Annotated in this window: 19 protein-coding genes; 11 read left to right on the top strand and 8 right to left on the bottom strand. The window is 75.7% G+C overall.

What is annotated here, in order from left to right; genetic code table 11:
* Positions 1–40 precede the first annotated feature (40 nt).
* The 4 genes from GWJ10_RS09805 to GWJ10_RS09790 are packed head-to-tail and all read left to right on the top strand — an operon-like array spanning position 41 to position 3702.
* Positions 41–1321 (top strand): histidine kinase, encoded by a 1281-nt coding sequence (locus tag GWJ10_RS09805; protein ID WP_163187146.1) that lies wholly within the window; start codon positions 41–43, stop codon positions 1319–1321.
* Positions 1318–1923: a response regulator transcription factor gene (locus GWJ10_RS09800; RefSeq protein WP_043654878.1), complete on the top strand. Its 606-nt coding sequence runs from the start codon at positions 1318–1320 to the stop codon at positions 1921–1923. Before GWJ10_RS09805 ends, GWJ10_RS09800 begins: the two co-directional genes overlap by 4 nt.
* 31 nt (positions 1924–1954) lie before the next feature.
* Positions 1955–2680: a lysophospholipid acyltransferase family protein gene (locus tag GWJ10_RS09795; protein WP_163187144.1), complete on the top strand. Its 726-nt coding sequence runs from the start codon at positions 1955–1957 to the stop codon at positions 2678–2680.
* Positions 2677–3702 carry an NAD(P)H-dependent glycerol-3-phosphate dehydrogenase gene (locus GWJ10_RS09790; RefSeq protein ID WP_241005737.1) on the top strand — a complete coding sequence of 342 codons (1026 nt, stop codon included), beginning with the start codon at positions 2677–2679 and terminating at the stop codon, positions 3700–3702. Before GWJ10_RS09795 ends, GWJ10_RS09790 begins: the two co-directional genes overlap by 4 nt.
* Before the next feature lie 26 nt (positions 3703–3728).
* Here the strand turns inward: GWJ10_RS09790 and GWJ10_RS09785 are convergent, their stop codons facing one another.
* Complete coding sequence (locus GWJ10_RS09785) at positions 3729–4448, bottom strand: hypothetical protein (protein ID WP_206153646.1); 720 nt, start codon at positions 4446–4448, stop codon at positions 3729–3731.
* A 133-nt stretch (positions 4449–4581) separates the two neighbouring features.
* Between GWJ10_RS09785 and GWJ10_RS09780 the strand changes: the two genes are divergently transcribed.
* Complete coding sequence (locus GWJ10_RS09780) at positions 4582–4917, top strand: DUF6191 domain-containing protein (protein WP_206158387.1); 336 nt, start codon at positions 4582–4584, stop codon at positions 4915–4917.
* Between the two features lie 64 nt (positions 4918–4981).
* Positions 4982–5452: a hypothetical protein gene (locus tag GWJ10_RS09775; RefSeq protein WP_163187142.1), complete on the top strand. Its 471-nt coding sequence runs from the start codon at positions 4982–4984 to the stop codon at positions 5450–5452.
* Positions 5453–5532: 80 nt separating this feature from the next.
* Here the strand turns inward: GWJ10_RS09775 and GWJ10_RS09770 are convergent, their stop codons facing one another.
* The 4 genes from GWJ10_RS09770 to GWJ10_RS09755 all read right to left on the bottom strand — a co-directional run bounded on the left by GWJ10_RS09770 (position 5533) and on the right by GWJ10_RS09755 (position 10587).
* The gene (locus tag GWJ10_RS09770) at positions 5533–6684 is read right to left on the bottom strand and encodes an aminotransferase class I/II-fold pyridoxal phosphate-dependent enzyme (protein WP_163187140.1); all 1152 of its coding nucleotides are present in this window, start codon (positions 6682–6684) and stop codon (positions 5533–5535) included.
* A 153-nt stretch (positions 6685–6837) separates the two neighbouring features.
* The gene (locus GWJ10_RS09765) at positions 6838–8022 is read right to left on the bottom strand and encodes an acyl-CoA dehydrogenase family protein (protein WP_163187138.1); all 1185 of its coding nucleotides are present in this window, start codon (positions 8020–8022) and stop codon (positions 6838–6840) included.
* Positions 8023–8128: 106 nt separating this feature from the next.
* The gene (locus GWJ10_RS09760; RefSeq protein ID WP_043654869.1) at positions 8129–9160 is read right to left on the bottom strand and encodes a hemolysin family protein; all 1032 of its coding nucleotides are present in this window, start codon (positions 9158–9160) and stop codon (positions 8129–8131) included.
* Entirely contained in the window at positions 9157–10587 is a 1431-nt protein-coding gene (locus GWJ10_RS09755; protein ID WP_163187135.1) for a hemolysin family protein, read from the bottom strand. The genes GWJ10_RS09760 and GWJ10_RS09755 overlap by 4 nt, the downstream gene beginning before the upstream one ends.
* Positions 10588–10806: 219 nt before the next feature.
* Between GWJ10_RS09755 and GWJ10_RS09750 the strand changes: the two genes are divergently transcribed.
* Positions 10807–11976 carry a D-alanine--D-alanine ligase family protein gene (locus GWJ10_RS09750; RefSeq protein WP_163187133.1) on the top strand — a complete coding sequence of 390 codons (1170 nt, stop codon included), beginning with the start codon at positions 10807–10809 and terminating at the stop codon, positions 11974–11976.
* Between the two features lie 45 nt (positions 11977–12021).
* Here GWJ10_RS09750 and GWJ10_RS09745 read toward each other — a convergent pair whose 3' ends face one another.
* Positions 12022–12573, bottom strand: coding sequence for a DUF3515 family protein (locus GWJ10_RS09745; RefSeq protein ID WP_232322537.1), 552 nt, complete (start codon positions 12571–12573; stop codon positions 12022–12024).
* 64 nt (positions 12574–12637) lie between these two features.
* Here GWJ10_RS09745 and GWJ10_RS09740 point away from each other — a divergent pair, with 64 nt between their 5' ends.
* Positions 12638–13630, top strand: coding sequence for a thiamine-phosphate kinase (locus tag GWJ10_RS09740; RefSeq protein ID WP_163187131.1), 993 nt, complete (start codon positions 12638–12640; stop codon positions 13628–13630).
* Between the two features lie 9 nt (positions 13631–13639).
* On the opposite strand, the gene GWJ10_RS09735 is transcribed toward GWJ10_RS09740, so the two are convergent.
* Entirely contained in the window at positions 13640–14155 is a 516-nt protein-coding gene (locus tag GWJ10_RS09735; RefSeq protein ID WP_021483587.1) for an N-acetyltransferase, read from the bottom strand.
* Between the two features lie 147 nt (positions 14156–14302).
* The gene (gene rpmB, locus GWJ10_RS09730) at positions 14303–14494 is read right to left on the bottom strand and encodes a 50S ribosomal protein L28 (RefSeq protein ID WP_024840757.1); all 192 of its coding nucleotides are present in this window, start codon (positions 14492–14494) and stop codon (positions 14303–14305) included.
* Positions 14495–14813: 319 nt separating this feature from the next.
* On the opposite strand from rpmB, the gene GWJ10_RS09725 reads away from it, so the two are divergent.
* The 3 genes from GWJ10_RS09725 to rsmD are packed head-to-tail and all read left to right on the top strand — an operon-like array spanning position 14814 to position 19585.
* Entirely contained in the window at positions 14814–16649 is a 1836-nt protein-coding gene (locus GWJ10_RS09725) for a DAK2 domain-containing protein (RefSeq protein WP_076405657.1), read from the top strand.
* Positions 16646–18904: an ATP-dependent DNA helicase RecG gene (recG, locus tag GWJ10_RS09720; RefSeq protein ID WP_163187129.1), complete on the top strand. Its 2259-nt coding sequence runs from the start codon at positions 16646–16648 to the stop codon at positions 18902–18904. Before GWJ10_RS09725 ends, recG begins: the two co-directional genes overlap by 4 nt.
* Positions 18905–18940: 36 nt before the next feature.
* Positions 18941–19585: a 16S rRNA (guanine(966)-N(2))-methyltransferase RsmD gene (gene rsmD / locus GWJ10_RS09715; protein WP_163187127.1), complete on the top strand. Its 645-nt coding sequence runs from the start codon at positions 18941–18943 to the stop codon at positions 19583–19585.
* Positions 19586–19641 lie beyond the last annotated feature (56 nt).

The following is a 19641-nucleotide window of genomic DNA, read 5'->3' as shown; positions in this document are numbered from 1 at the left end:
TCACGGCCTCGCACGCGGTCCGCGTGCGAGGCTGGGCGTCGTGATCACCCGACCGCGCACGTTCCTCGACGTGTGGAGCCGTCGGACCGGCCCCGAACGGTTCGACTCCTACACCCGATGGTCGCTCTACTTCCTCTCGGGGACCGAGCCTTTCATCGCGCTCGCCCTCATCGGGAGCGACCCGACGTTCGACCCGTCGGTGGCGCGGTTCTGGCTGGCGCTCGTCCTCGTGCACGCGGTCGTCTGCATCCTCGTGCTGCGCGCCGGGATCGGGCACTTCCTCGGCGGACGCCGCGTCCACCCGGTGCTGCTCGCCCTCCTCGGGGTCCTCTCGATCGCGGTCGCCGCGCTCGCCGTCGGCACCTTCCCCGTGGACGGGGTCGACGACGTCGCCGCGAGCAGTCGCTACTACGGGCTGCTCCTGGGCCTCGGCTACGGGGTGCTGGCGCTCGTCCCCCTGCTCACGTTCCGGCGGGTCGCGCTCGTCGCGCTGGTCCTCGCCGTCGTCACCGGGTGCTCCGTGTGGATGGGCACCGGGCCCGTGACGGCGCGGACGGCGGGCATCGCGGTGGGCCTCGGCCTCTCGGTCCTGGTCATGCTGCTCGGCGTCTTCGGCTCGTACCGCGCCTCGGTCTGGATGCTCGGCGTCGTGTGGGAGCAGGAGCGCACGCGCGTGCTCCACGCCCGCCTCGCCGTCGCCGAGGAGCGGCTGCGGTTCTCGCGCGACCTGCACGACGTCTTCGGCCGCACGCTGTCCGTGGTCGCCGTGAAGAGCGAGCTCGCGGCGGAGCTCGCGGCCCGCGGCCGCCCCGGCGCCGAGGAGCAGATGCTCGAGGTCCGCCGCATCGCGCAGGACGCGCTGCGCGAGGTGCGCGCCGTCGTCGCGGGCTACCGCACGGCCGACCTCGGCGCCGAGCTGGCCGGGGCGCGGTCCGTCCTGCGGTCCGCCGGGATCGAGACGACCGTGCACGGCGACGAGACCCCCGTGGGCGAGGACGCGCAGGAGGCGCTCGCGTGGGCGGTCCGGGAGGCCGTGACGAACGTCGTGCGGCACTCGACCGCGCGCACGTGCACCATCACGGTCCACCGCGACGGGGCGTCGAGCGTCGTGGAGGTCGTCAACGACGGCGTCCCGACGGCGCCGCGCACCGGCGGCGGGTCGGGCCTCGTCGGGCTCCGCGAACGGCTGGAGGGCGCCGGCGGTCGCCTCGAGACGTGGGTCGACGACGGCCGCTTCGGGCTCGTGGCCCGCGTGCCCGACGCCACCCGGCCCCACCGCTCGTCCCCGTCCCCGCTCCCCGAGAGGACCACCCCGGCGTGATCCGCATCCTCCTCGCCGACGACGAGAACCTCATCCGCGACGCCGTCGCGTCGCTCCTCGCGCTCGAGGACGACCTCGAGATCGTGGCGCAGGCGGCGTCCGGCCCCGAGGCCGTCGCCGCCGCGCTCAAGCTCCGGCCCGACGTCGCCGTGCTCGACCTCCAGATGCCGGGGCTCGACGGCGTCGAGGTCGCGCAGCGGCTCGCCGGCGAGCTGCCGTCGTGCGGCGTCGTCATCGTCACGAGCCACGGCCGCCCGGGCTACCTCAAGCGCGCGCTCGAGGCGGGGGCGCGGGGCTTCCTGCCGAAGACCGTCTCGGCGCGCGTCCTCGCGGACGTCGTGCGCCAGGTGCGCGACGGCGGCCGGTACGTGGACCCGGAGCTCGCCGCGGAGGCGATCGCCGCGGGCGCGAGCCCGCTCACGCCGCGCGAGGCCGACGTGCTCGAGCTCGCTGCCGACGGCGCCCCCGTCGAGGAGATCGCGACCCGCGCGCACCTCGCGCCCGGCACGGTGCGCAACTACCTCTCGTCCGCGGCGGCCAAGCTGGGTGCCGCGAACCGGCACGAGGCCGCGCACGCCGCGCGGCGGCACGGCTGGATCTGAGGGCGGGCTCCGCCCGGTAGGCTCGGTGACCGTGCCGAGCCAGCCCCAGACCCCGCGCGCGTACAAGACCCTGGCGTTCCTGCTGCGCCCGATCCTGTTCGCGATCACCCGACGCGACTGGCGGGGCGCCGAGAACCTGCCCGACGGCGGGTTCATCGCCGCGGCGAACCACGTCACCGAGGTCGACCCCGTGACGCTCGCCCACTTCCTCTACGACCAGGGCCGCGCCCCCAAGATCACGGCGAAGGCGTCGCTCTGGAAGGTGCCCGTGCTCGGCGGCCTCCTCACCCGCACCGGGATGATCCCCGTGCACCGCGGGACCGCGGGCGCCGCGCAGTCGCTCGTGGACTCCACCGCACGGCTCGACGAGGGCGAGTGCGTCGTGTTCTTCCCCGAGGGCACGCTCACGCGCGACCCGGCCGGCTGGCCCATGGTCGGCAAGACGGGCGTCGCGCGCCTCGCGCTCACGAGCCGGGCGCCCGTCGTCCCCATCGCCCAGTGGGGCGCGCACCGGCTCCTGGCGCCCTACGGCAAGGTGTTCAAGCCGATCCCGCCCAAGCAGGTCGCGGTCCATGCCGGGCCGCCCGTCGACCTCTCCGACCTCTACGACCGTCCGCAGGACACCGCGACGCTGCGCGAGGCGACCGAGCGCATCATGGCCGCGATCACGAGCCAGCTCGAGGAGATCCGCGGGGAGCAGGCGCCCGCCGAGCGGTTCGACCTGCGCCGTCGGCCGGGGACGGAGGACCGCGCGTGAGCGCCGAGCGGATCGTCGCCGCCGTCCTCGGGTCCGGCAGCTGGGGCACCACGTTCGCCGCCGTCCTGGCCGACGCCGGGTGCGAGGTGCGTCTCTGGGGCCGCGACGCCGAGGTCGCCGAGCAGGTGAACGCCTCGCGCCGCAACGAGAAGCGGCTGCCGGGCATCGACCTCCCCGACGGGATCCGCGCCACGACCGACGCGGCCGAGGCGCTCGCGGGCGCCGGTCTCGTCGTCGTCGCGGTGCCCTCCCAGGTCGCGCGCGACACGCTCACGGAGCTCCGCCCGCACGTGGGCCTCGACGCCGTCGCGGTGTCGCTCATGAAGGGCGTCGAGCTGAGCACCGACCGGCGCATGAGCGAGGTCGTCGCGGAGTCGCTCGGCCTGCCGCCCGAGCGCGTCGCCGTCGTCTCGGGGCCGAACCTCGCGCGCGAGATCGCGCACCGGCAGCCGACCGCGACCGTCGTGTCGTGCGTCGACGACGAGGTGGCCCGCTACGTGGCGCGCGCGTGCTCGTCGTCGTACTTCCGCCCGTACACCAACCGGGACGTGGTCGGCGTCGAGCTGTGCGGCGCGGTGAAGAACGTCATCGCGCTCGCCGTGGGCATCGCCCAGGGCCGCGGGTTCGGCTACAACACGACCGCCACCGTCATCACGCGCGGCCTGGTCGAGATCACGCGCCTCGGGCTCGCGCTCGGGGCGGACGCGGAGACGTTCCCCGGGCTCGCGGGGATGGGCGACCTCGTCGCGACGTGCTCGTCGCCGCTCTCGCGCAACCACACGCTCGGCAAGCACATCGGCCAGGGCCTGAGCCTCGACGACGCGATCGCCGCGACCGGCGGCACGGCGGAGGGCGTGAAGTCGTGCCGCTCGGTGCTCGAGCTCGCGCGCAAGGTCGGTGTCGACATGCCCATCACGGCCGGGGTCGTCGCGGTGCTCCACGAGGGCATGCCCGTCGACGAGATGGCGCGCGGCCTGCTGTCGCGGCCGCAGAAGGCCGAGGGCGTCTCGGCGGAGCGCTGAGGCCCTCGGCCTGACGAGTGGGGCAGTCAGCCGTCGTCGCGGACGTCGACGACGACGCGGGTCGGGTCCTCGAGCGAGAACACCCGGAACGGGCGCCGCTCGTCGTCGACCCCGACGAACGCCTGCGTGTACCCCTCGAACACGCCGCGCAGCAGCACCTCCTCGACCTCGCCGTCGTCCCCGGCCCGGACGGGGTTGGGGCCCGCGTACTCCTCGACCCCGGTGTCCATGGGGTACCCCGAGCCGGAGATCATGACCTGCAGGTAGGCGTCGCCGTCGACCGCGACGACGTCACCCTTGCCGTCGTCCGTCGGCTGGTCCACGTACTCGACCCGCCACCCGGGCGTCCCCGTGCCGCCGAGCTCGAAGACGACCCGGTCGAACCCGTCGTGGTGCCCGACCCGGACGTCCGTCACCGTGAGCGCGGCGTCCGCGGACGGGTCCTGCGTGTCCGGCTCGGTGTTCGCGGGGAACGGCAGCGGTGCCTCCGTCGCGTCGTCCGACGGCGTGGACGCGCCGTCGGACGGCTCGGCGCCGGGCTCCGGGGTGGTGCTCGGGGAGTCGGTGGGGCTGGGCGACGCGCTCGTCGCGGTGCTCGACGGCGAGGGCGACTCGTCCGACCCGCCCGGGCTGCACGCCGCGAGGGCGAGGACGAGGACCGCGCCGGCGACGGCGGCCGGTCCTCCGGGCACCGCGCGGCCCGTCGGTCGTGCCTGCCGAGTCCGCACCGCTCGTCGTGTCGTCATACCGTCGATCCTAGAAAGCCCAGGTCACGCGCGCGCGGCGGGCGGGCCACGGTCCGGCGACGGTCGTGTCACAGCCCGGTCTCGGGGACCGCGCACCCTGTCCTGACGAGGTGGCTGCCGCTACCCTCGGGGGATGCTGCAGGGGATCGGTGGTGCGTCCTTCGCGGTCGCGCTCACGGGACTGGTGGTCGTGGGAATCGTCCGCTTCGCGTCCGGGGCGGAGGCGCGTGCCCGGCGCTCCGAGGGCGCGGGCGAGAGCGCGTCGTCCGGCATGTTCGGCGAGATCGTCGAGATCTTCCAGCCCAGCCGGACGCACCTCACCGAGGAGAAAGAACGTCAGCGGCTCGACATCGTCCAGCGTCCGGCGGAGGGCCGGCCGTTCGACGTCGACCTGGACGGCGGGGTCTTCTACGTCCCCCGGGAGCAGTCCCGCCGCGACTCCCCGGCACCTGAGCCCGACGCGGGCTAGGGTGCGGTGACCCACAGGTGGTGGTGCGCGGGCCGTGGCGGCCTGCGCGGAGAGGATCCAGGGCGTGCGTGACGAGCATCTGTTCGGTATCCGCCTGCACCCGGTGGCAGCGAGGACCGACCTCGACCCCGGGGCCCGCGAGATCGGCGTCGTCCACGACGGAGAGCTTCTGGTCGTGGAGCACGAGGACGGGTCGACCTGGGTGCGGGACGTCGCGACGGGCGACTCGTCCCCCCTCAACCGCGACCGCGTGGCGACCGAGGGGTTCCTGGAGGCGTTCGCGGAGTACCTGAGATCTGGGCAGCCCGCCCCCGGACCGACGACGATGACGGCCGAGCAGGCCGCGGAGCGCCTGCGTGCCTTCCGGGCGGGGGAGATCCGTCCGCCCTCCCGTCCGTCCGGGCGCAGGGCTCCCTCGCACCGGGCGCGGCTGCGGACGCTCCGCACGAGGCTGCGCGCCATCGACAGCGCCGCGACCGGGCCGGACTCCTGGTGGAGCGGTCCCCTCGAAGAGGCGGAGAACGACCTGCTCTGACGGGGTCGGAGCGTGGCGGTGCGGAGCCGGACCGACGCACCCGCCGCCGCGGCGCCGCGCGGCCGGGGCCGTGGCGCGCGTCAGCCGACCGCGCTGCGCAGCGCCCGGTCCAGGTCACGCCAGAGGTCCTCGACGTCCTCGACGCCCACCGAGAGCCGCAGCAGGTCTTCCGGGACCGTGCGCGACTCGGTCGCGAACCGGCGTCGGCGCTCGAGGCTCGACTCGACGCCGCCCAGGCTCGTCGCGGGTACCCACAGCCGGACCGCCGCGACGACGGCGTCCGCGCCCGCCGCACCACCCCGCGGGCGCACGCCGAGGATCGAGCCGTACCCGGTCATGAGGCGCGTCGCGCGCTCGTGACCCGGGTCGTCGGGCAGGCTCGGGTGCCGCACCTCGACGACGTCGGGGTGCTCGGCGAGCCGGCGCGCGAGCTCCGCCGCGTTCTGCTGGGACCGCTCGACGCGCAGGGCGAGCGTGCGCAGGCCGCGCAGCGCGAGCCACACCTCGAACGGCCCGGGGATCGAGCCGTGGAGCGTGCGGTAGGCACGCAGCGCCGTCGTGAGCTCCGGCGTGCGCGCGACGGCCGCCCCCAGCACGACGTCGGAGTGCCCGGCGAGGTACTTCGTCACCGAGTGCACGACGACGTCCGCGCCGTGCGCGAGGGGCTGCTGGCCGAGCGGGGTCGCGAACGTGTTGTCGACCGCGGACAGGACCCCGCGCTCGCGCGCCGCCGCGAGGAGGGCGGGAAGGTCGGCGACCTCGAGCATGGGGTTCGTCGGGGACTCGACGAGGAGGAGCGACGCGCCGTCGAGGGCCGCGACGACCTGGTCGGTGTCGGCGACGTCGACGCGCACGACCTCGACGCCGGCCCGTGCCGCGAGGTCGTCCGCGAAGCCGAGCGACACCTGGTAGGCGTGGCGCGGCAGCACGACCTTCCCGCCCGTGGGCACGGCCGAGAACACCGCAGCGATCGCCGCCATCCCGGAGCCGAACACCACGCCGGGGTGCTCCGCGCCCTCGAGCGCGGCGAGCGCCTCCTCGAACGGGTGCCACGTCTCGGTGTCCATCCGCGTGTACAGGAGCTCGCCCGGCTGCTGGACGCCCTGCGACACGTACGTCGAGGACAGCACGATCGGGGGGTTCACGGGTGCGCCCTGCGACCGCTCGGGGCGTCCCGCGGCGACGGCGACGGTCGCGGGGGACAGGGCGTCGGAGGCGTGCGGGTCGGTCATGGCGGCAGCGTACGCCCGGCCGCCCGACGAGTGCCCCGGGCGACCACCCCCTGACCGGGCGACCAGGCGATCACGGTCGGCCGAGCAGGTCGTGCTGGTGCGTCGTGCGGCCGGGACGTGCCAGGACCACCTGCTCGGCGCCGGCGGTCCGCGTCAGGGGAGGGGGCCCAGGAGCGACTGCGCGACGGTCGAGTGGGCGGACTCGTCGTCGGACGGGTGGAAGATCCCGGCGAGGACGTCGCGGTAGAGGCGGCCGAGCTCGTTGCCGGCGAAGTAGCTGGAGCCGCCCGCGACCCGCACCATCTGGTCGACGACGGTCTTGGCCGTCTCCGTCGCGCGCACCTTGAGCCCTGCGGTCGCGCGGAACCAGCCCGCGCCGCGGTCGACGAGGGCGTCGAGCTCGGCCGCGACGGTGTCGATCTGCGGCCAGACGGCGTCGAGCGCGAGCGCGGCGTCGGCGAGGCGCCAGCGGACGTCCGGGTCCTCCGAGAGCGGTGCACCGTCGTTCTTCATCGAGGTGCGACGGTGGGCCGCGGCGACGCCGAGCTCGAGCGCACGCTCCGCGATGCCCGTGTACACCGACGCGAGCAGCGTCTCGAACGTCGTGAAGATCCCGACGACGAGGGGGTCCAGCGTCGGGCCTGGCGGCAGCCGCCGGACGACGCGCTCGACGGGGGCGAACGCGCCGTCGAGCACCGTGGAGCGCGACTGCGACGCGCGCATGCCCATCGTGTCCCAGTCGTCGAGCACCTGGACCCCGGCGTCGCGCGACACGAACGCGTGCACGAGGCGCGGGGCGTCGCGCGACTGGGTGTCGAGCCCCAGCACGCCGAGCCGCGTCCACGCGGGCGAGTTCGACGTGAAGATCTTGCGGCCGTGGAACGTGTACCCGCCCCGCTCGTCCGGGCGGGCCTCGGTGCGCGAGCCGAGCAGCACGAGGTCGTTGCCGCCCTCGGAGTACCCGAACCCGAAGACGCCCCCGCGGACGGCGTCCTCGAGCAGCCAGTCGAGCGACGCGTCGCCGCGCAGGTGGAGGTAGCGCGCGACGCCCGTCCACACGTGGTGCATGTTCACGGCGAGCGCCGTCGCGGGGGCGGCACCCGCGAGCCGCGCCTGCTCGTGCGCGACCTCGCGCAGGGTGAGGCCCGCGCCGCCGAACGACTCCGGCACGAGCGCGCGCAGGTACCCGGCCTCGGTGAGCGCCGCGAGGTCCTCGGTGAAGAACGCGTTGTCGCGGTCGTAGCCCGCGGCCCGGCCGCGGATCTGCTCCAGCAGCTCGTCGGAGAGCAGCGTGCGCGGCGTGGGGAACGGGGCGGGGGACGGGACGGGCGTGGGCATGGCCTGCCTTCGGTCTCGGGACGGACGGTGGAGGGGCGGACGGGGAAGGGCCCCGGCGACGTGCGTCGCCGGGGCCCCTCCACCGTACGGCGGCCGGTGGCCGCCGTCAGCCCACGAGGACGGGCACCGGATCCTCCGGGTGGGGGAGGATGCGGCGCAGGACGTCTGCGAGCGTCACGACGCCGACGAACCGCTCGCCGTCCATGACGACCGCGAGCTGCTCGCTCGACTCGCGCATGCGCGCGAGCGCGGCGTGCACCGTGGTGCCGGACTCCAGGACGAACCCGGGGCGCGCGAGCTCCTTGGCGAGCCGGTCGTCCGGCTCGAGGAGCGTGTCGCGCACGTGCACGACCTTCGGGACCACGCTCCCGTTCTGGACGAGGATGCGCAGGTGGCCCGAGCGGGCCGACGCGCGTCGCACGTCGGCCGCGGTCGCGTCGGCGGGGACCGACGTGGGCCGGCTCCCGGCCGGCACGAGCGCGTCGACCGTGAGGGTCTCGAGCTCGATCACGCCCGAGATCTGCGCCCGGTACGACGCCTCGAGCGCGCCGACGTTCGCCGAGTGCTCGACCAGGTGCCGCAGGGTCGCGGCGTCCTGCCCGCCACCCTCGACGTTCTCCACCGGCTCGACGCCCACGGCCCGCACGCAGCGGTTCGCGAGCTCGTTGAGCCAGCGCAGGAGCGGGCGGAACGCCCACATGAACCCGCGCATCGGCAGCGCGAGGAGCGTGGCAGACCGCTCGGGGTGGGCGATGGCCCACGACTTCGGTGCCATCTCGCCGACGACGAGGTGCAGGAACGTCACGACGATCAGCGCGAGCACGAAGCCCGCGACGTCGGCGGCCCACAGGGGCGCGCCCCACGTCTCGAAGACGGGCGTGAGCCAGTGGTGGACGGCGGGCTTGGTGATGGCACCGAGCGCGAGCGTGCACGCGGTGATGCCGAGCTGGGCGCCGGCCATGAGGAGCGTGAGCTCGTTCGAGCTGCGCAGCGCGGCGCGCGCGGCGCGGCTCGTGGGCGCGGCGTCCTCGAGGCGGTGCCTCTTGGCACCGAGGAGCGCGAACTCCACGGCGACGAAGAACGCGCTGAGCGCGATGATCGCGACGGTCGCCGTGACGACGACCCAGGGGTTGCTCATCGGGTCTCCTCCGCGGCGTCGGTCGGGTGCGCTGCCTCGCGCGCGGTCGGGTGCCCGACGACGTCGACGGGTACGTCGCCACGCCGCTCGACGAGCCGGACGCGCACGAGACGCGGCACGTGCCGCTCGACCGACAGGACGTCGACGAGGAGGGCGCGGTGCACCGGCTCGTCGTGCACGAGGTCGGCCGGGTCGTCCGGGAGCGGCACCTCGATCTGGTCGCCCGCGCGCGGCAGGGCACCGTGCTGGGCGATGAGGAGCCCCGAGACCGTCTCGTGGTCGCCGCGGGGCAGGTCGTGCCCGAGGGCGCGCTCCGCCTCGTCGACGTGGACGTCGCCGCCCATGACCCACACGCCGTCCTCCTCGGCCGTGACCGTGGCGGGCTGCTCGGGGTCGTGCTCGTCGGTGATCTCGCCGACGAGCTCCTCGGCGAGGTCCTCGACGGTCAGCACGCCGGTGAAGCCGCCGTACTCGTCGATGACGCACGCGAGCTGGTTGCGCGTGGAGTTGAGCTGCGCGAGGGCGTCCGGGAGCGTCATGGCCGTCGGCAGCACCACGGCCTGGCGCATGAGCGCCGTGACGGGGGCGTCCGCGGGCAGGTCGGTCGCGAGGACGTCGGCGAGCTGGACGACGCCGAGCGGCTGGTCCGTGTCGTCGACCACCGGGTAGCGCGTGTGGGCGCGGGCCATGAGCTCGCGCACCTCGGCGACGGTCGCCTCGGGCCGGACGGTCCCCACGCGCGAGCGCGGGATCATCGCGTGCTCGACGTCGCGCTGCGGGAAGTCCAGCACGCGGTCGAGGAGCACGGACAGCTCGTCGGTCAGGTTCCCGCTCTCGCGCGAGTCGGCCACGATGTGCTCGAGGTCGCGCGCGGTCGCGGTGTTGTCGACGTCGTGGACGGGCTCGATCTTGAGCATCCGCAGCAGCGCGTTGGACGCCTTGTCGAACACCGCGATGAGCCAGCCGAACACCGTGAGGTACGCCGACGTCGAGCGCGCCAGACCCTTCGCGAGCGGCTCGGGCCGCGCGATGGCGAGGTTCTTGGGGAACAGCTCGCCGAAGAGCATCTGGATGATCGTCGACAGCACGAGCGCCAGGACGGTGCCCACCGCGACCCCGACACCCGTCGGGACGCCGACGCCGCCGAGCATGGTGCCGAGCGACTGCCCGATGAGGGGCTCGGCCACGTAGCCGACGAGCAGGCCCGTCACCGTGATGCCGAGCTGCGCGCCGGACAGGACGAAGGAGGTGCGCCGGGTCACGGCGAGCGCGCGCCGGGCCGACTCGTCGCCGGCCTCCGCCTTGGCCCCCAGCCGGGAGCGGTCGACGGTCATGTAGGCGAACTCCTGCGCGACGAAGTAGGCCGTCGCCGCCGTGATCGCGAGGACCACGAGGAGCCCGAGGAGGAGGGAGAGGAAGGTCGTCATCGTGCCCGCACCGCCCTGCGGTCGACGGGGACGCGTGGGTGCGTCCGCTCGCTGCCGGGGCCGGTGCGGCCGGGACTATGGTCGGGGTCGTCGGCCGCGGGGGCCTCGAGAGTCGTGTCTTCCACGGCACTCCCAACGCCGGAGACTCCCGGATCGTTCCCGGGATCTCGCACCGGCGCGCGTCCGCGCGCGAGCAGGCGTCCGGTAGGGTCGTCGGCGATGTCCAGCCAGAGCCCCGACCGGTCCGTGCCGTCCACCGACGAGCACCCCACCGGCGCCCCCCGCAAGCCCCGCGTCCTCGTGCTGTTCGGCGGGCGCTCGGGCGAGCACGCCATCTCCGCCGCGACCGCCGCGGGCGTCCTGCGCGCCATCGACCGGTCGCGCTACGACGTCGTCCCCGTCGGGATCACGCCGTCGGGCGAGTGGGTCCTCGCGGCCGACGAGCCGTCGCGCTGGGAGATCACGGCAGGCCGGCTGCCGCAGGTCGAGCCGACGGGCGAGGAGGTCATCCTCCCGCTGTCGACCGGGCGCCGGGACCTGCGCGTGCTCACACCCGGCGAGGTGCCGCGCGTGCTCGGCGAGGTGGACGTCGTCTTCCCGCTCCTGCACGGCCCCTACGGCGAGGACGGCACCCTCCAGGGCATGCTCGAGCTCTCCGACGTGCGCTACGTGGGCGCGGGCGTCCTCGCCTCGGCGGTCGGCATGGACAAGCACTTCATGAAGCTCGTGCTCGCGGGCGAGGGCCTGCCGATCGCGCCGTACACCGTCGTCAAGCCGGGAGCGTTCGAGCGCGACCCGGAGACGGTGACGCAGGCGGTGGCCGCGCTCGGCCTGCCCGTCTTCGTCAAGCCCGCGCGCGCCGGGTCGAGCCTCGGCATCTCCAAGGTCGACGACCTCGCCGACCTGCCCGCGGCGATCGCGGCAGCGCAGGAGCACGACCCGAAGGTCGTCGTCGAGGCGGGCGTCGTCGGTCGCGAGATCGAGTGCGCCGTCCTCGGCGGGCGCGGGGGAGCGCGGCCGCGCGCGTCCCTGCCGGGGGAGATCGTCGTCACGGGCGAGCAGCACGACTTCTACGACTTCGAGGCCAAGTACCTCGACGAGGCCGGGGTGGAGCTGTCGTGCCCGGCGGACCTCCCGGAGCACCTCGTCGAGCGCGTGCGCGAGATCGCCGTGCGCACGTTCGAGGCGGTCGGCGCGGAGGGACTCTCGCGCGTCGACGTCTTCGTCACGCCCGACGAGCAGGTCGTCGTCAACGAGATCAACACCATGCCGGGCTTCACGCCGTTCTCGATGTACCCCCGCATGTGGGAGAAGTCGGGGCTCAGCTACCCCGACCTCATCGACGAGCTCGTCGCGCTCGCGCTCGAGCGGCCCACCGGCCTGCGCTGACCGCGCGGGCGGCGGGCCGGAGGCAGGCCCGGGACGGGCAGCGGCTCAGCCGACGTCGCCCACCCCGACGCACGCGCGCGTCTGCGGGACCTCCATGACGGCGCGGCCCAGGTCCGCGATGAACGACGTCGAGTGCCCCTCCGTCACGGCGGGCGGGACGACGACCTGCACCGCGGGGTCGCGCCCGTAGGTGGTGAACGTCCACGTGCCCTCGTCCTCGACGACGAGCCAGTCGACGCTGCCCCCCTCGGACACGACGCTCTGGCACGCCGTCGTCGTGGGCCCGGGCACCTCGACGCCGCACCGCAGCGTCACCGCGGCGCCCGGCTCGCCCCAGGCGGCCGTGGCCTGGCTCGTCGTGCCGACCTTCGGCAGGTCCTCGCCCAGCGAGTCGGGCAGCGCGAGCACGACGTCCGCGCACAGCGGGTTCTGGGCGTCGTCCGCCACGGGGACGCCGATGCGCGGCGCGCACGCGGCGGTCGCGGCCACGACGCCCAGGAGCGCGGGGACGGCCAGGGCGCGGACGAGCCGGCGGCGGGACGGCCGGGACGACCCGGGGCGGGCGGAGGGGGAGCGGGGAGGGACGACGTCGAGCACGCGACCACCGTAGCGGCCCGCGACGGGTGCCCGTGACCGCCCGGGCGGCGACTAGGGTGGCCGCGTGAGCGAGACGCCCCTGCTGGTCCGCGACGTGCCCGAGGAGGCGCTCCTCGCCCGGATCTTCCCCCTGCTGCCCACGGCCCCCTCGACGCTCGTCGGGCCTGGGGACGACTGCGCGGTCGTCGCCGCGCCCGACGGCCGCTACGTCGTGTCCACCGACGTCCTCGTCGAGGACCGGCACTTCCGCCGGCGCTGGTCGACGGGCTACGACGTCGGCCGGCGCGCCGCCGTGCAGAACCTCGCCGACGTCGTGTCCATGGGCGCGCGCCCCGCGGCGCTCGTCGTCTCGCTCGTCATGCCGGGCGACCTGCCGGTCGACTGGGTCACCGGGTTCGCGCGCGGGCTGGCCGACGCGTGCGCCCCGCTCGGTGCCGCGGTCGTGGGCGGCGACCTGTCCGGAGGGGACCAGGTCGTGGTCGCCGTGACCGTCCACGGGGATCTGGAGGGACGCGAGCCGGTGCTGCGGGGCGGGGCCCGGGCGGGCGACGTCGTCGCGCTCGCGGGGACGCTCGGTCGGTCCGCCGCGGGTCTGGCGCTGCTCGACGCCGGTCGCGCGGACGTCGACGACGCGCTCGTCGCCGCCTACCTGCGTCCCGACCCGCCGCTCGCCGCAGGCCCGGTCGCGGCCGACGCCGGGGCCACGGCGATGATGGACGTCTCGGACGGCCTGCTGCGGGACGCGGGGCGGGTCGCGCGGGCGAGCGGCGTCGTCGTCGACCTGGAGCCGGGCGCGCTCGACGCCGACCGCGCCCGGCTGCGGGACGCGGGCACCGCGCTCGCACGCGAGGACGACGGGGCGGAGCTCGTCGACGGGTGGGTCCTGTCCGGGGGAGAGGACCACGGTCTGCTCGCCACGTTCCCCGCGGCGGCGCCGCTCCCGGCCGGGTTCCGGCGGCTCGGCACGGTGCGTCCCGCGGGCGACGACGGCCCGGGCGTGCGCCTGGACGGCGCGGTGCCGCGCCGGTCGTCGGGGTGGGACCACTTCCGCGCCTGAGCGCGGGGGTCAGCTCCGGCGGTAGCGGACGGCGGTGAGGTCCTTGCCGCCGATGTCGTCGCGGCGCTCGACCCCGTCCGGGCTGAACCCGTGCCGACGGTAGAACCGGCGCGCACGCTCGGCGTCCTCGAGGACCCAGAGCGTGACGGTGGTGCCGGGGCCCACCTCGCCGAGCATGGTGCGCATGAGGTCGCGCGCGACACCGCGGCCCCAGGACTCGGGGTCGAGGTAGATGGCGTAGATCTCGAGGTCCCCGGGCTCGGCGTCCTCGTCGCGACCCGGGCCGAGGGTGGCGAAGCCGATGGTGCGGCCGTCGGCGTCGGCGAGCCACGTGCGCGCCCCGGCGGTGCCGAGGCTCTGGACCCAGTGCTTCTCACGCTGGTCGTGGTCGAGGGAGGCGAGGTACTCGTCCGGCACGATGCCGGCGTACGCGCCGCGCCACGACGCGATGTGCACGGCCGCGATGGCGCGCGCGTCCGCGGGGCCGGCCGGGCGGATCGTTACCTCGCTCAGTTCCGTCACCATGAACAAAGACTGCCACCCGGGCGGGGATACACCAAGCCCGTTTGTCCGGATCCTCAGGAGGTCTTCGGAGCTCGGGCGTCCGGGGCCGCAGACGACGAGAGCGCCCGCCGGGGACCGGCGGGCGCTCTCGTGGAGGAGTCGCGCGACTCAGGCGGGGCGGGTGACCTTGCCGGCCTTGAGGCACGAGGTGCACACGTTGAGGCGCTTGGGCGTCCCCGCGACCACGGCGCGCACGCGCTGGATGTTCGGGTTCCAGCGGCGCTTCGTGCGGATGTGGGAGTGCGAGATGCTGTGCCCGAAGCCCGGGCCCTTGCCGCAGACGTCGCAGTTGGCAGCCACGGTTTCTCCTGATCGTCGTGCACGTCGCGCACGCAGCGGCGACGTCCTGAATGGTCTGTAGGGTGTCCGGCCCGGTGTCCCTCGGCGGCTCCTCGACGACGTCGAGGGCGCGCGAAGCACCCGGGCAACCTCGTCAGGGTAGCCGATCCGAGGCCCTCAGCTCAAACCGGGTCCGCGTCGCACGGATCACGTCGGACCCGGGGCGGCTCGCCCCACGACCGGGGGCCGGGTTGACTACCGTGGTCCCGACGACCGCCGGGTCGTCCGACCCGCCGCGCGCGGCCGGGTCGTCCCCCAGCGTACGAGGAGCCGTCCCGACGTGAGCCCCGGAGCCGACGTGGTTGACGCCGCCGTCGTCGTCGCGTGGGGTCGTGGTGGTGTCCACGCCCTCGCCCAGGCGCGCGCGTCGCTCGACCGCGTGAACGTCTTCCCCGTGGCCGACGCGGACACCGGCACGAACATGTACCTCACGCTGCTCGACGCCGTGCGAGCGCTGCCCGCGGGCACGGCGGACACCGCGGGCTCAGCGGGCGGGGCGGGCGACGTCCTCGTGCGTCTCGCGCGCGGGGCGCTCGTCGGCGCGCGCGGCAACTCCGGCGTCATCCTCAGCGAGTACCTGCGCGGGCTCGCACTCGAGCTCGCCGAGCACCGGACGGTCTCGGGGGCGGCGCTCGCCGTCGGCCTGGACCGCGCCGCGCGCACGGCCCGGGGCGCCGTCGCACGCCCGGCGCCGGGCACGATCCTCACCGCGGCGGACGCGGCGGCCCGCGCGGCCGCGGACGTGGTCACGGACGGCGACCCCTCGCCCGGTGCCGTCGCCGCGGCGGCGCGGGACGGCGCCCGCGCGGCGGCGCTGCGCAGCACCGACGAGCTCGACGCGCTGGCACGGGCACAGGTGCTCGACGCCGGGGCCCTCGGCCTCGTGCTCGTGCTCGGCGCGCTCGTCGCGGCGCTCGACGAGCGGACCGGCGGATCGGGCCGCACGCAGATCGACGAGCCGGGCCGCGGGCTCGTCGACGCGCGCCTCGACGAGCCCGGCGCGGTACCGGGGACCCCCGCGCCGGTCGTGTCGGAGGTGCTGGGCATGATGTCCGGCATGACGCCGGTCACCGGGTCGTCCCCGGGGGCGGCGTCGGGGACCGAGGCCGCGCACGAGGGGGGCGAGTTCGAGGTGATGTACGTGGTCGACCTGCCGGGCGGTGCCCTCCGCGACGCCGCGGGCGCGTCGACGGGACCGGGGGAGCGGCTGCGGTCCGACCTGTCCCGGATCGGGGACTCCGTCGTGGTCGTCGGCGGCGCGGGCGAGGACGGGTCGGGGCTCTGGCAGGCGCACGTCCACACCGACGACCCGATGGCCGCGGTCGTCGCCGGGCGGGCGGTGCTCGCCGACGCCCAGGGCCGCGCCTCGCGGGAGGGAGCAGGGGCGCTCGTCGCGCTGCGGCAGGTCCGCGTGCGCCACCTGCCGGGCGCGCACGGGCACGGTCACCGAGCGCAAGCGGGCGGCACCACGGCGGACCGTGCCCCGTCCGACGAGCCGGGGCTCGTCGCGGTGACCAGCGCACCAGGGCTCGTCGCGGACCTCGCGCGCGCGGGCGCCGTCGTGCTCCTGCGCGACGAGCCCGGTGCGCCCGACCTCGCGGCGCTGCACCGCGTCGCCGTCGACGCGCGCGCGGCGCACGTCGTGGTGCTGCCCGGCGGCGACCTCCCCGAGCAGGACGTCGCGACGCTCCGCGCAGCCCTGCGCGAGGACGGCGTCGAGTCGCTCGAGGTGCTCCCGGCCCCGACGGACCTGCACGTGACGGTCGCGCTCGCCGCCGCCCAGCTGGTCGACGGCCCCGGACGCGTGGACGCCGTGCGGTCCGCGCTCGCCACGGTGCGCACCTCCCGGGCGTCGGCGGCCGGGACGGACGGCCCCGAGGCCGCGCGCCGGCTCGTCGGGCTGCTGGAGAGCCTGCTCGAGCGTCCCGCCGAGGTCGTCACGGTCCTCGCGGACGACGACGTCCCCCTCCCGGCGCTCGACGCGCTCGCCCCCGCGGCCGCCCGGTCCGGGGCCGAGCTCGTGCTCCTGCGCTCGGGCCGGGACGGCGGCACCGTCGCGCTCGCCGTGGAGGGCGCCGTCGTCCACCACGGCACGGACGAGGTGGTGGGCGCATGACGGACCGGCTGGCCGAGCCGCTGACCCGCGCCGTCGGGACGCGCAGCGCGGGGCCGCTCGCGAAGCTCGGCCTCGAGACCGTGGGCGACCTGCTGCGCCACTACCCGCGCCGCTACGGTGATCCCGGCCGGCTCACGGACCTCGGCGGGCTCGCCCTCGGCGAGCACGTGACGATCGTCGCCCAGGTCCGCAGCGCGACCGTCCGGCGCATGCGCAACCGCGCGGGCGCCATCCTCGAGGCGATCGTGACGGACGGCCCGCAGCAGCTCTCCCTCACGTTCTTCGCCAAGAGCCCCAACGTGCTGCGCTACCACGAGCAGCGGCTCGCGCCGGGGCGGCACGGCCTGTTCACGGGCGTCGTCGGCCTCTACCGGGGCACGCGCCAGCTCACGCACCCCGACTACAAGATCATCGGCATGGACGACGACGCCGAGGACGCCGAGAGCGCCGTCCTCGAGGCGAGCAGGCCCATCCCCATCTACCCCGCGAGCGGGAGCATCCCGAGCTGGAAGATCCAGCCCGCCGTGCGGACCGTCCTCGACCCGCTGCGCGAGGAGGACGTCCCCGACCCGCTGCCCGACGCCGTCCGCGAGCGGCGCGGGCTCGGTACCCGGCTCGAGGCGCTGCGCGACGTCCACGAGCCGTACGACGAGAAGCAGTGGCGGCGCGGTCGCGACCGGCTGCGGTACGAGGAGGCGTTCGTCCTCCAGGCCGCGCTCGCGCAGCGGCGCGCGCGGGCCGCCGCCGAGCCCGCGACCGCCCGCCCGCCCCGGCCGGAGGGCGAGCCGGGCATCCTCGCGGACTTCGACGCGGCGCTGCCGTTCACGCTCACGCAGGGACAGCGCGAGGTGGGCCGGGAGATCGCCGCCGACCTCGCGCTCGCGCGCCCCATGCAGCGGCTCCTCCAGGGCGAGGTCGGCTCCGGCAAGACCGTCGTCGCGCTGCGCGCGATGCTCCAGGTGATCGACGCCGGCGGCCAGGCGGCGCTCCTCGCGCCCACCGAGGTGCTCGCCGCGCAGCACGCGCGGACCCTGCGGGCGCTCCTCGGGCCGCTCGCCGAGGGCGGGTTCCTCGGGGGCGGCGAGCACGGGACGCGCGTCGCGCTCCTCACCGGGTCGCTCGGTGCCGCCGCGCGCAAGGAGGCCTTGCTCGACGCCGCGAGCGGCGCGGCGGGGATCGTCGTGGGCACGCACGCGCTGCTCTCCGAGAACGTGCAGTTCGCCGACCTCGGGCTCGTGGTCGTCGACGAGCAGCACCGGTTCGGCGTCGAGCAGCGCGACGCGCTGCGAGCGAAGGCGCGCACCTCCCCGCACCTGCTGGTCATGACGGCGACGCCGATCCCGCGCACTGTCGCGATGACCGTGTTCGGTGACCTCGAGACGTCGTCGCTCACGGAGATCCCCGCCGGGCGGTCGGGCATCACGACGCACGTCGTGCCCGCCGGGAACCCCACCTGGATGGAGCGGACGTGGGCACGCGTGCGCGAGGAGGTCGACGCCGGCCACCGCGCGTACGTGGTGTGCGCCCGCATCCACCCGGACGAGCCGGACGCCGACGCGGGCGGGACGGGGGACGAGGACTTCGACGACGTCCCGGACTTCCTGCTCGACCCCGAGGCGCCCGACGCCGTCGAGCGGCCGCCGCTGCGCGCCGTGCTGGAGGTCGCGGAGGAGCTGCGCGCCCACCCGCGGCTCGCCGGGCTGACGGTCGGCGTGCTGCACGGCCAGATGCCGCCTGCCGAGAAGGACGCCGTGATGGCCGACTTCGCGTCGGGAGCCGTCCAGGTGCTCGTCTCCACGACGGTCGTCGAGGTCGGCGTCGACGTCCCGGAGGCCACGGCGATGGTCGTGCTCGACGCGGACCGGTTCGGCATCTCCCAGCTCCACCAGCTCCGCGGACGCGTCGGCCGCGGGTCGGCCGCCGGGCTGTGCCTGCTCGTGTCGACCGCGCAGCCGGGCACGCCCGCCGCGACGCGCGTCGAGACGCTCGCGCGCACGACGGACGGGTTCGAGCTCGCCACCGTCGACCTCGAGCTGCGCAGCGAGGGCGACGTCCTGGGTGCCGCCCAGTCGGGGCGTGCGAGCTCCCTGCGGCTCCTGCGCGTCGTCAAGGACGCGGACGTCATCGAGACCGCGCGGGCGGACGCGGCAGAGGTCGTCGCGCAGGACCCGGACCTCGCGGACCACCCGGCGCTCGCCGCCGCGATCCGCGAGCAGCTCGACCCCGAGCGCGAGGAGTTCCTCGAGCGTGCGTGACGGCGGGGCGCCGCGGCGTCTGCGTAGGGTGGGCGCGTGACGAGGATCGTGGCGGGAACAGTCGGTGGGCGCACGCTGCAGGTCCCGCCCCGCGGCACGCGACCGACGAGCGAGCGCGTGCGGGAGGCGATCTTCTCCCGGCTCGAGCACCTCGGCGTGGTCGACGACGCGCGCGTCCTCGACCTCTACGCGGGCTCCGGCGCGCTCGGCCTCGAGGCGGCGAGCCGCGGCGCGGCCGACGTCACGCTCGTCGACTCCGCGCGGGTCGCGGCCGACGTCGCACGACGCAACGTCGCCGCCCTCGGCCTGTCGAACGTGCACGTCGTCGCGCAGCCGGCCGAGGCGTTCGTCGCGGGCGTGGCGGCGGCCGCGGCGCAGCGGTCGGCGGCCGGGGACGCGGCCGGAGCGGCCGGTGCGTCGTCCCGGGGGCGTGCGGGCCACGGCCCCTTCCACCTCGTGCTCGTGGACCCGCCCTACGACGTGACGGCCGAGGCGCTCGAGCGCGTCCTCGCGCACCTCGCCGTGCCCGGCGTGCTGGACCCGGCCGCCGTCGTCGTCGTCGAGCGCTCGACGCGCACGCCCGAGCCGACGTGGCCCGCCGGCTGGGAGCTCGTCGCGCACAAGGACTACGGCGAGACCGCGGTGTTCTTCGTCGGCCCGCAGCTCGCCGACGACGCATAGCCCGCCGCCCACCCGTGTCCGGCCCCTCGTCCCCGTCGACCAGGTGGTTCTGGCTC

The organism is Cellulosimicrobium sp. SL-1 (assembly GCF_011033075.1).
GTDB classification, from domain to species: Bacteria; Actinomycetota; Actinomycetes; order Actinomycetales; family Cellulomonadaceae; genus Cellulosimicrobium; species Cellulosimicrobium funkei.
This window is presented reverse-complemented; position numbering and strand designations above follow the sequence as displayed.

Coding starts and splice junctions, on each gene's coding strand:
- GWJ10_RS09750 (WP_163187133.1), top strand. CDS start 10,807: ATGTCCAGCCAGAGCCCCGACCGGTCCGTGCCGTCCACCGACGAGCAC.
- GWJ10_RS09785 (WP_206153646.1), bottom strand. CDS start 4,448: ATGACGACACGACGAGCGGTGCGGACTCGGCAGGCACGACCGACGGGC.
- GWJ10_RS09770 (WP_163187140.1), bottom strand. CDS start 6,684: ATGACCGACCCGCACGCCTCCGACGCCCTGTCCCCCGCGACCGTCGCC.
- recG (WP_163187129.1), top strand. CDS start 16,646: ATGACGGACCGGCTGGCCGAGCCGCTGACCCGCGCCGTCGGGACGCGC.
- GWJ10_RS09765 (WP_163187138.1), bottom strand. CDS start 8,022: ATGCCCACGCCCGTCCCGTCCCCCGCCCCGTTCCCCACGCCGCGCACG.
- GWJ10_RS09780 (WP_206158387.1), top strand. CDS start 4,582: ATGCTGCAGGGGATCGGTGGTGCGTCCTTCGCGGTCGCGCTCACGGGA.
- GWJ10_RS09735 (WP_021483587.1), bottom strand. CDS start 14,155: ATGGTGACGGAACTGAGCGAGGTAACGATCCGCCCGGCCGGCCCCGCG.
- GWJ10_RS09760 (WP_043654869.1), bottom strand. CDS start 9,160: ATGAGCAACCCCTGGGTCGTCGTCACGGCGACCGTCGCGATCATCGCG.
- GWJ10_RS09755 (WP_163187135.1), bottom strand. CDS start 10,587: ATGACGACCTTCCTCTCCCTCCTCCTCGGGCTCCTCGTGGTCCTCGCG.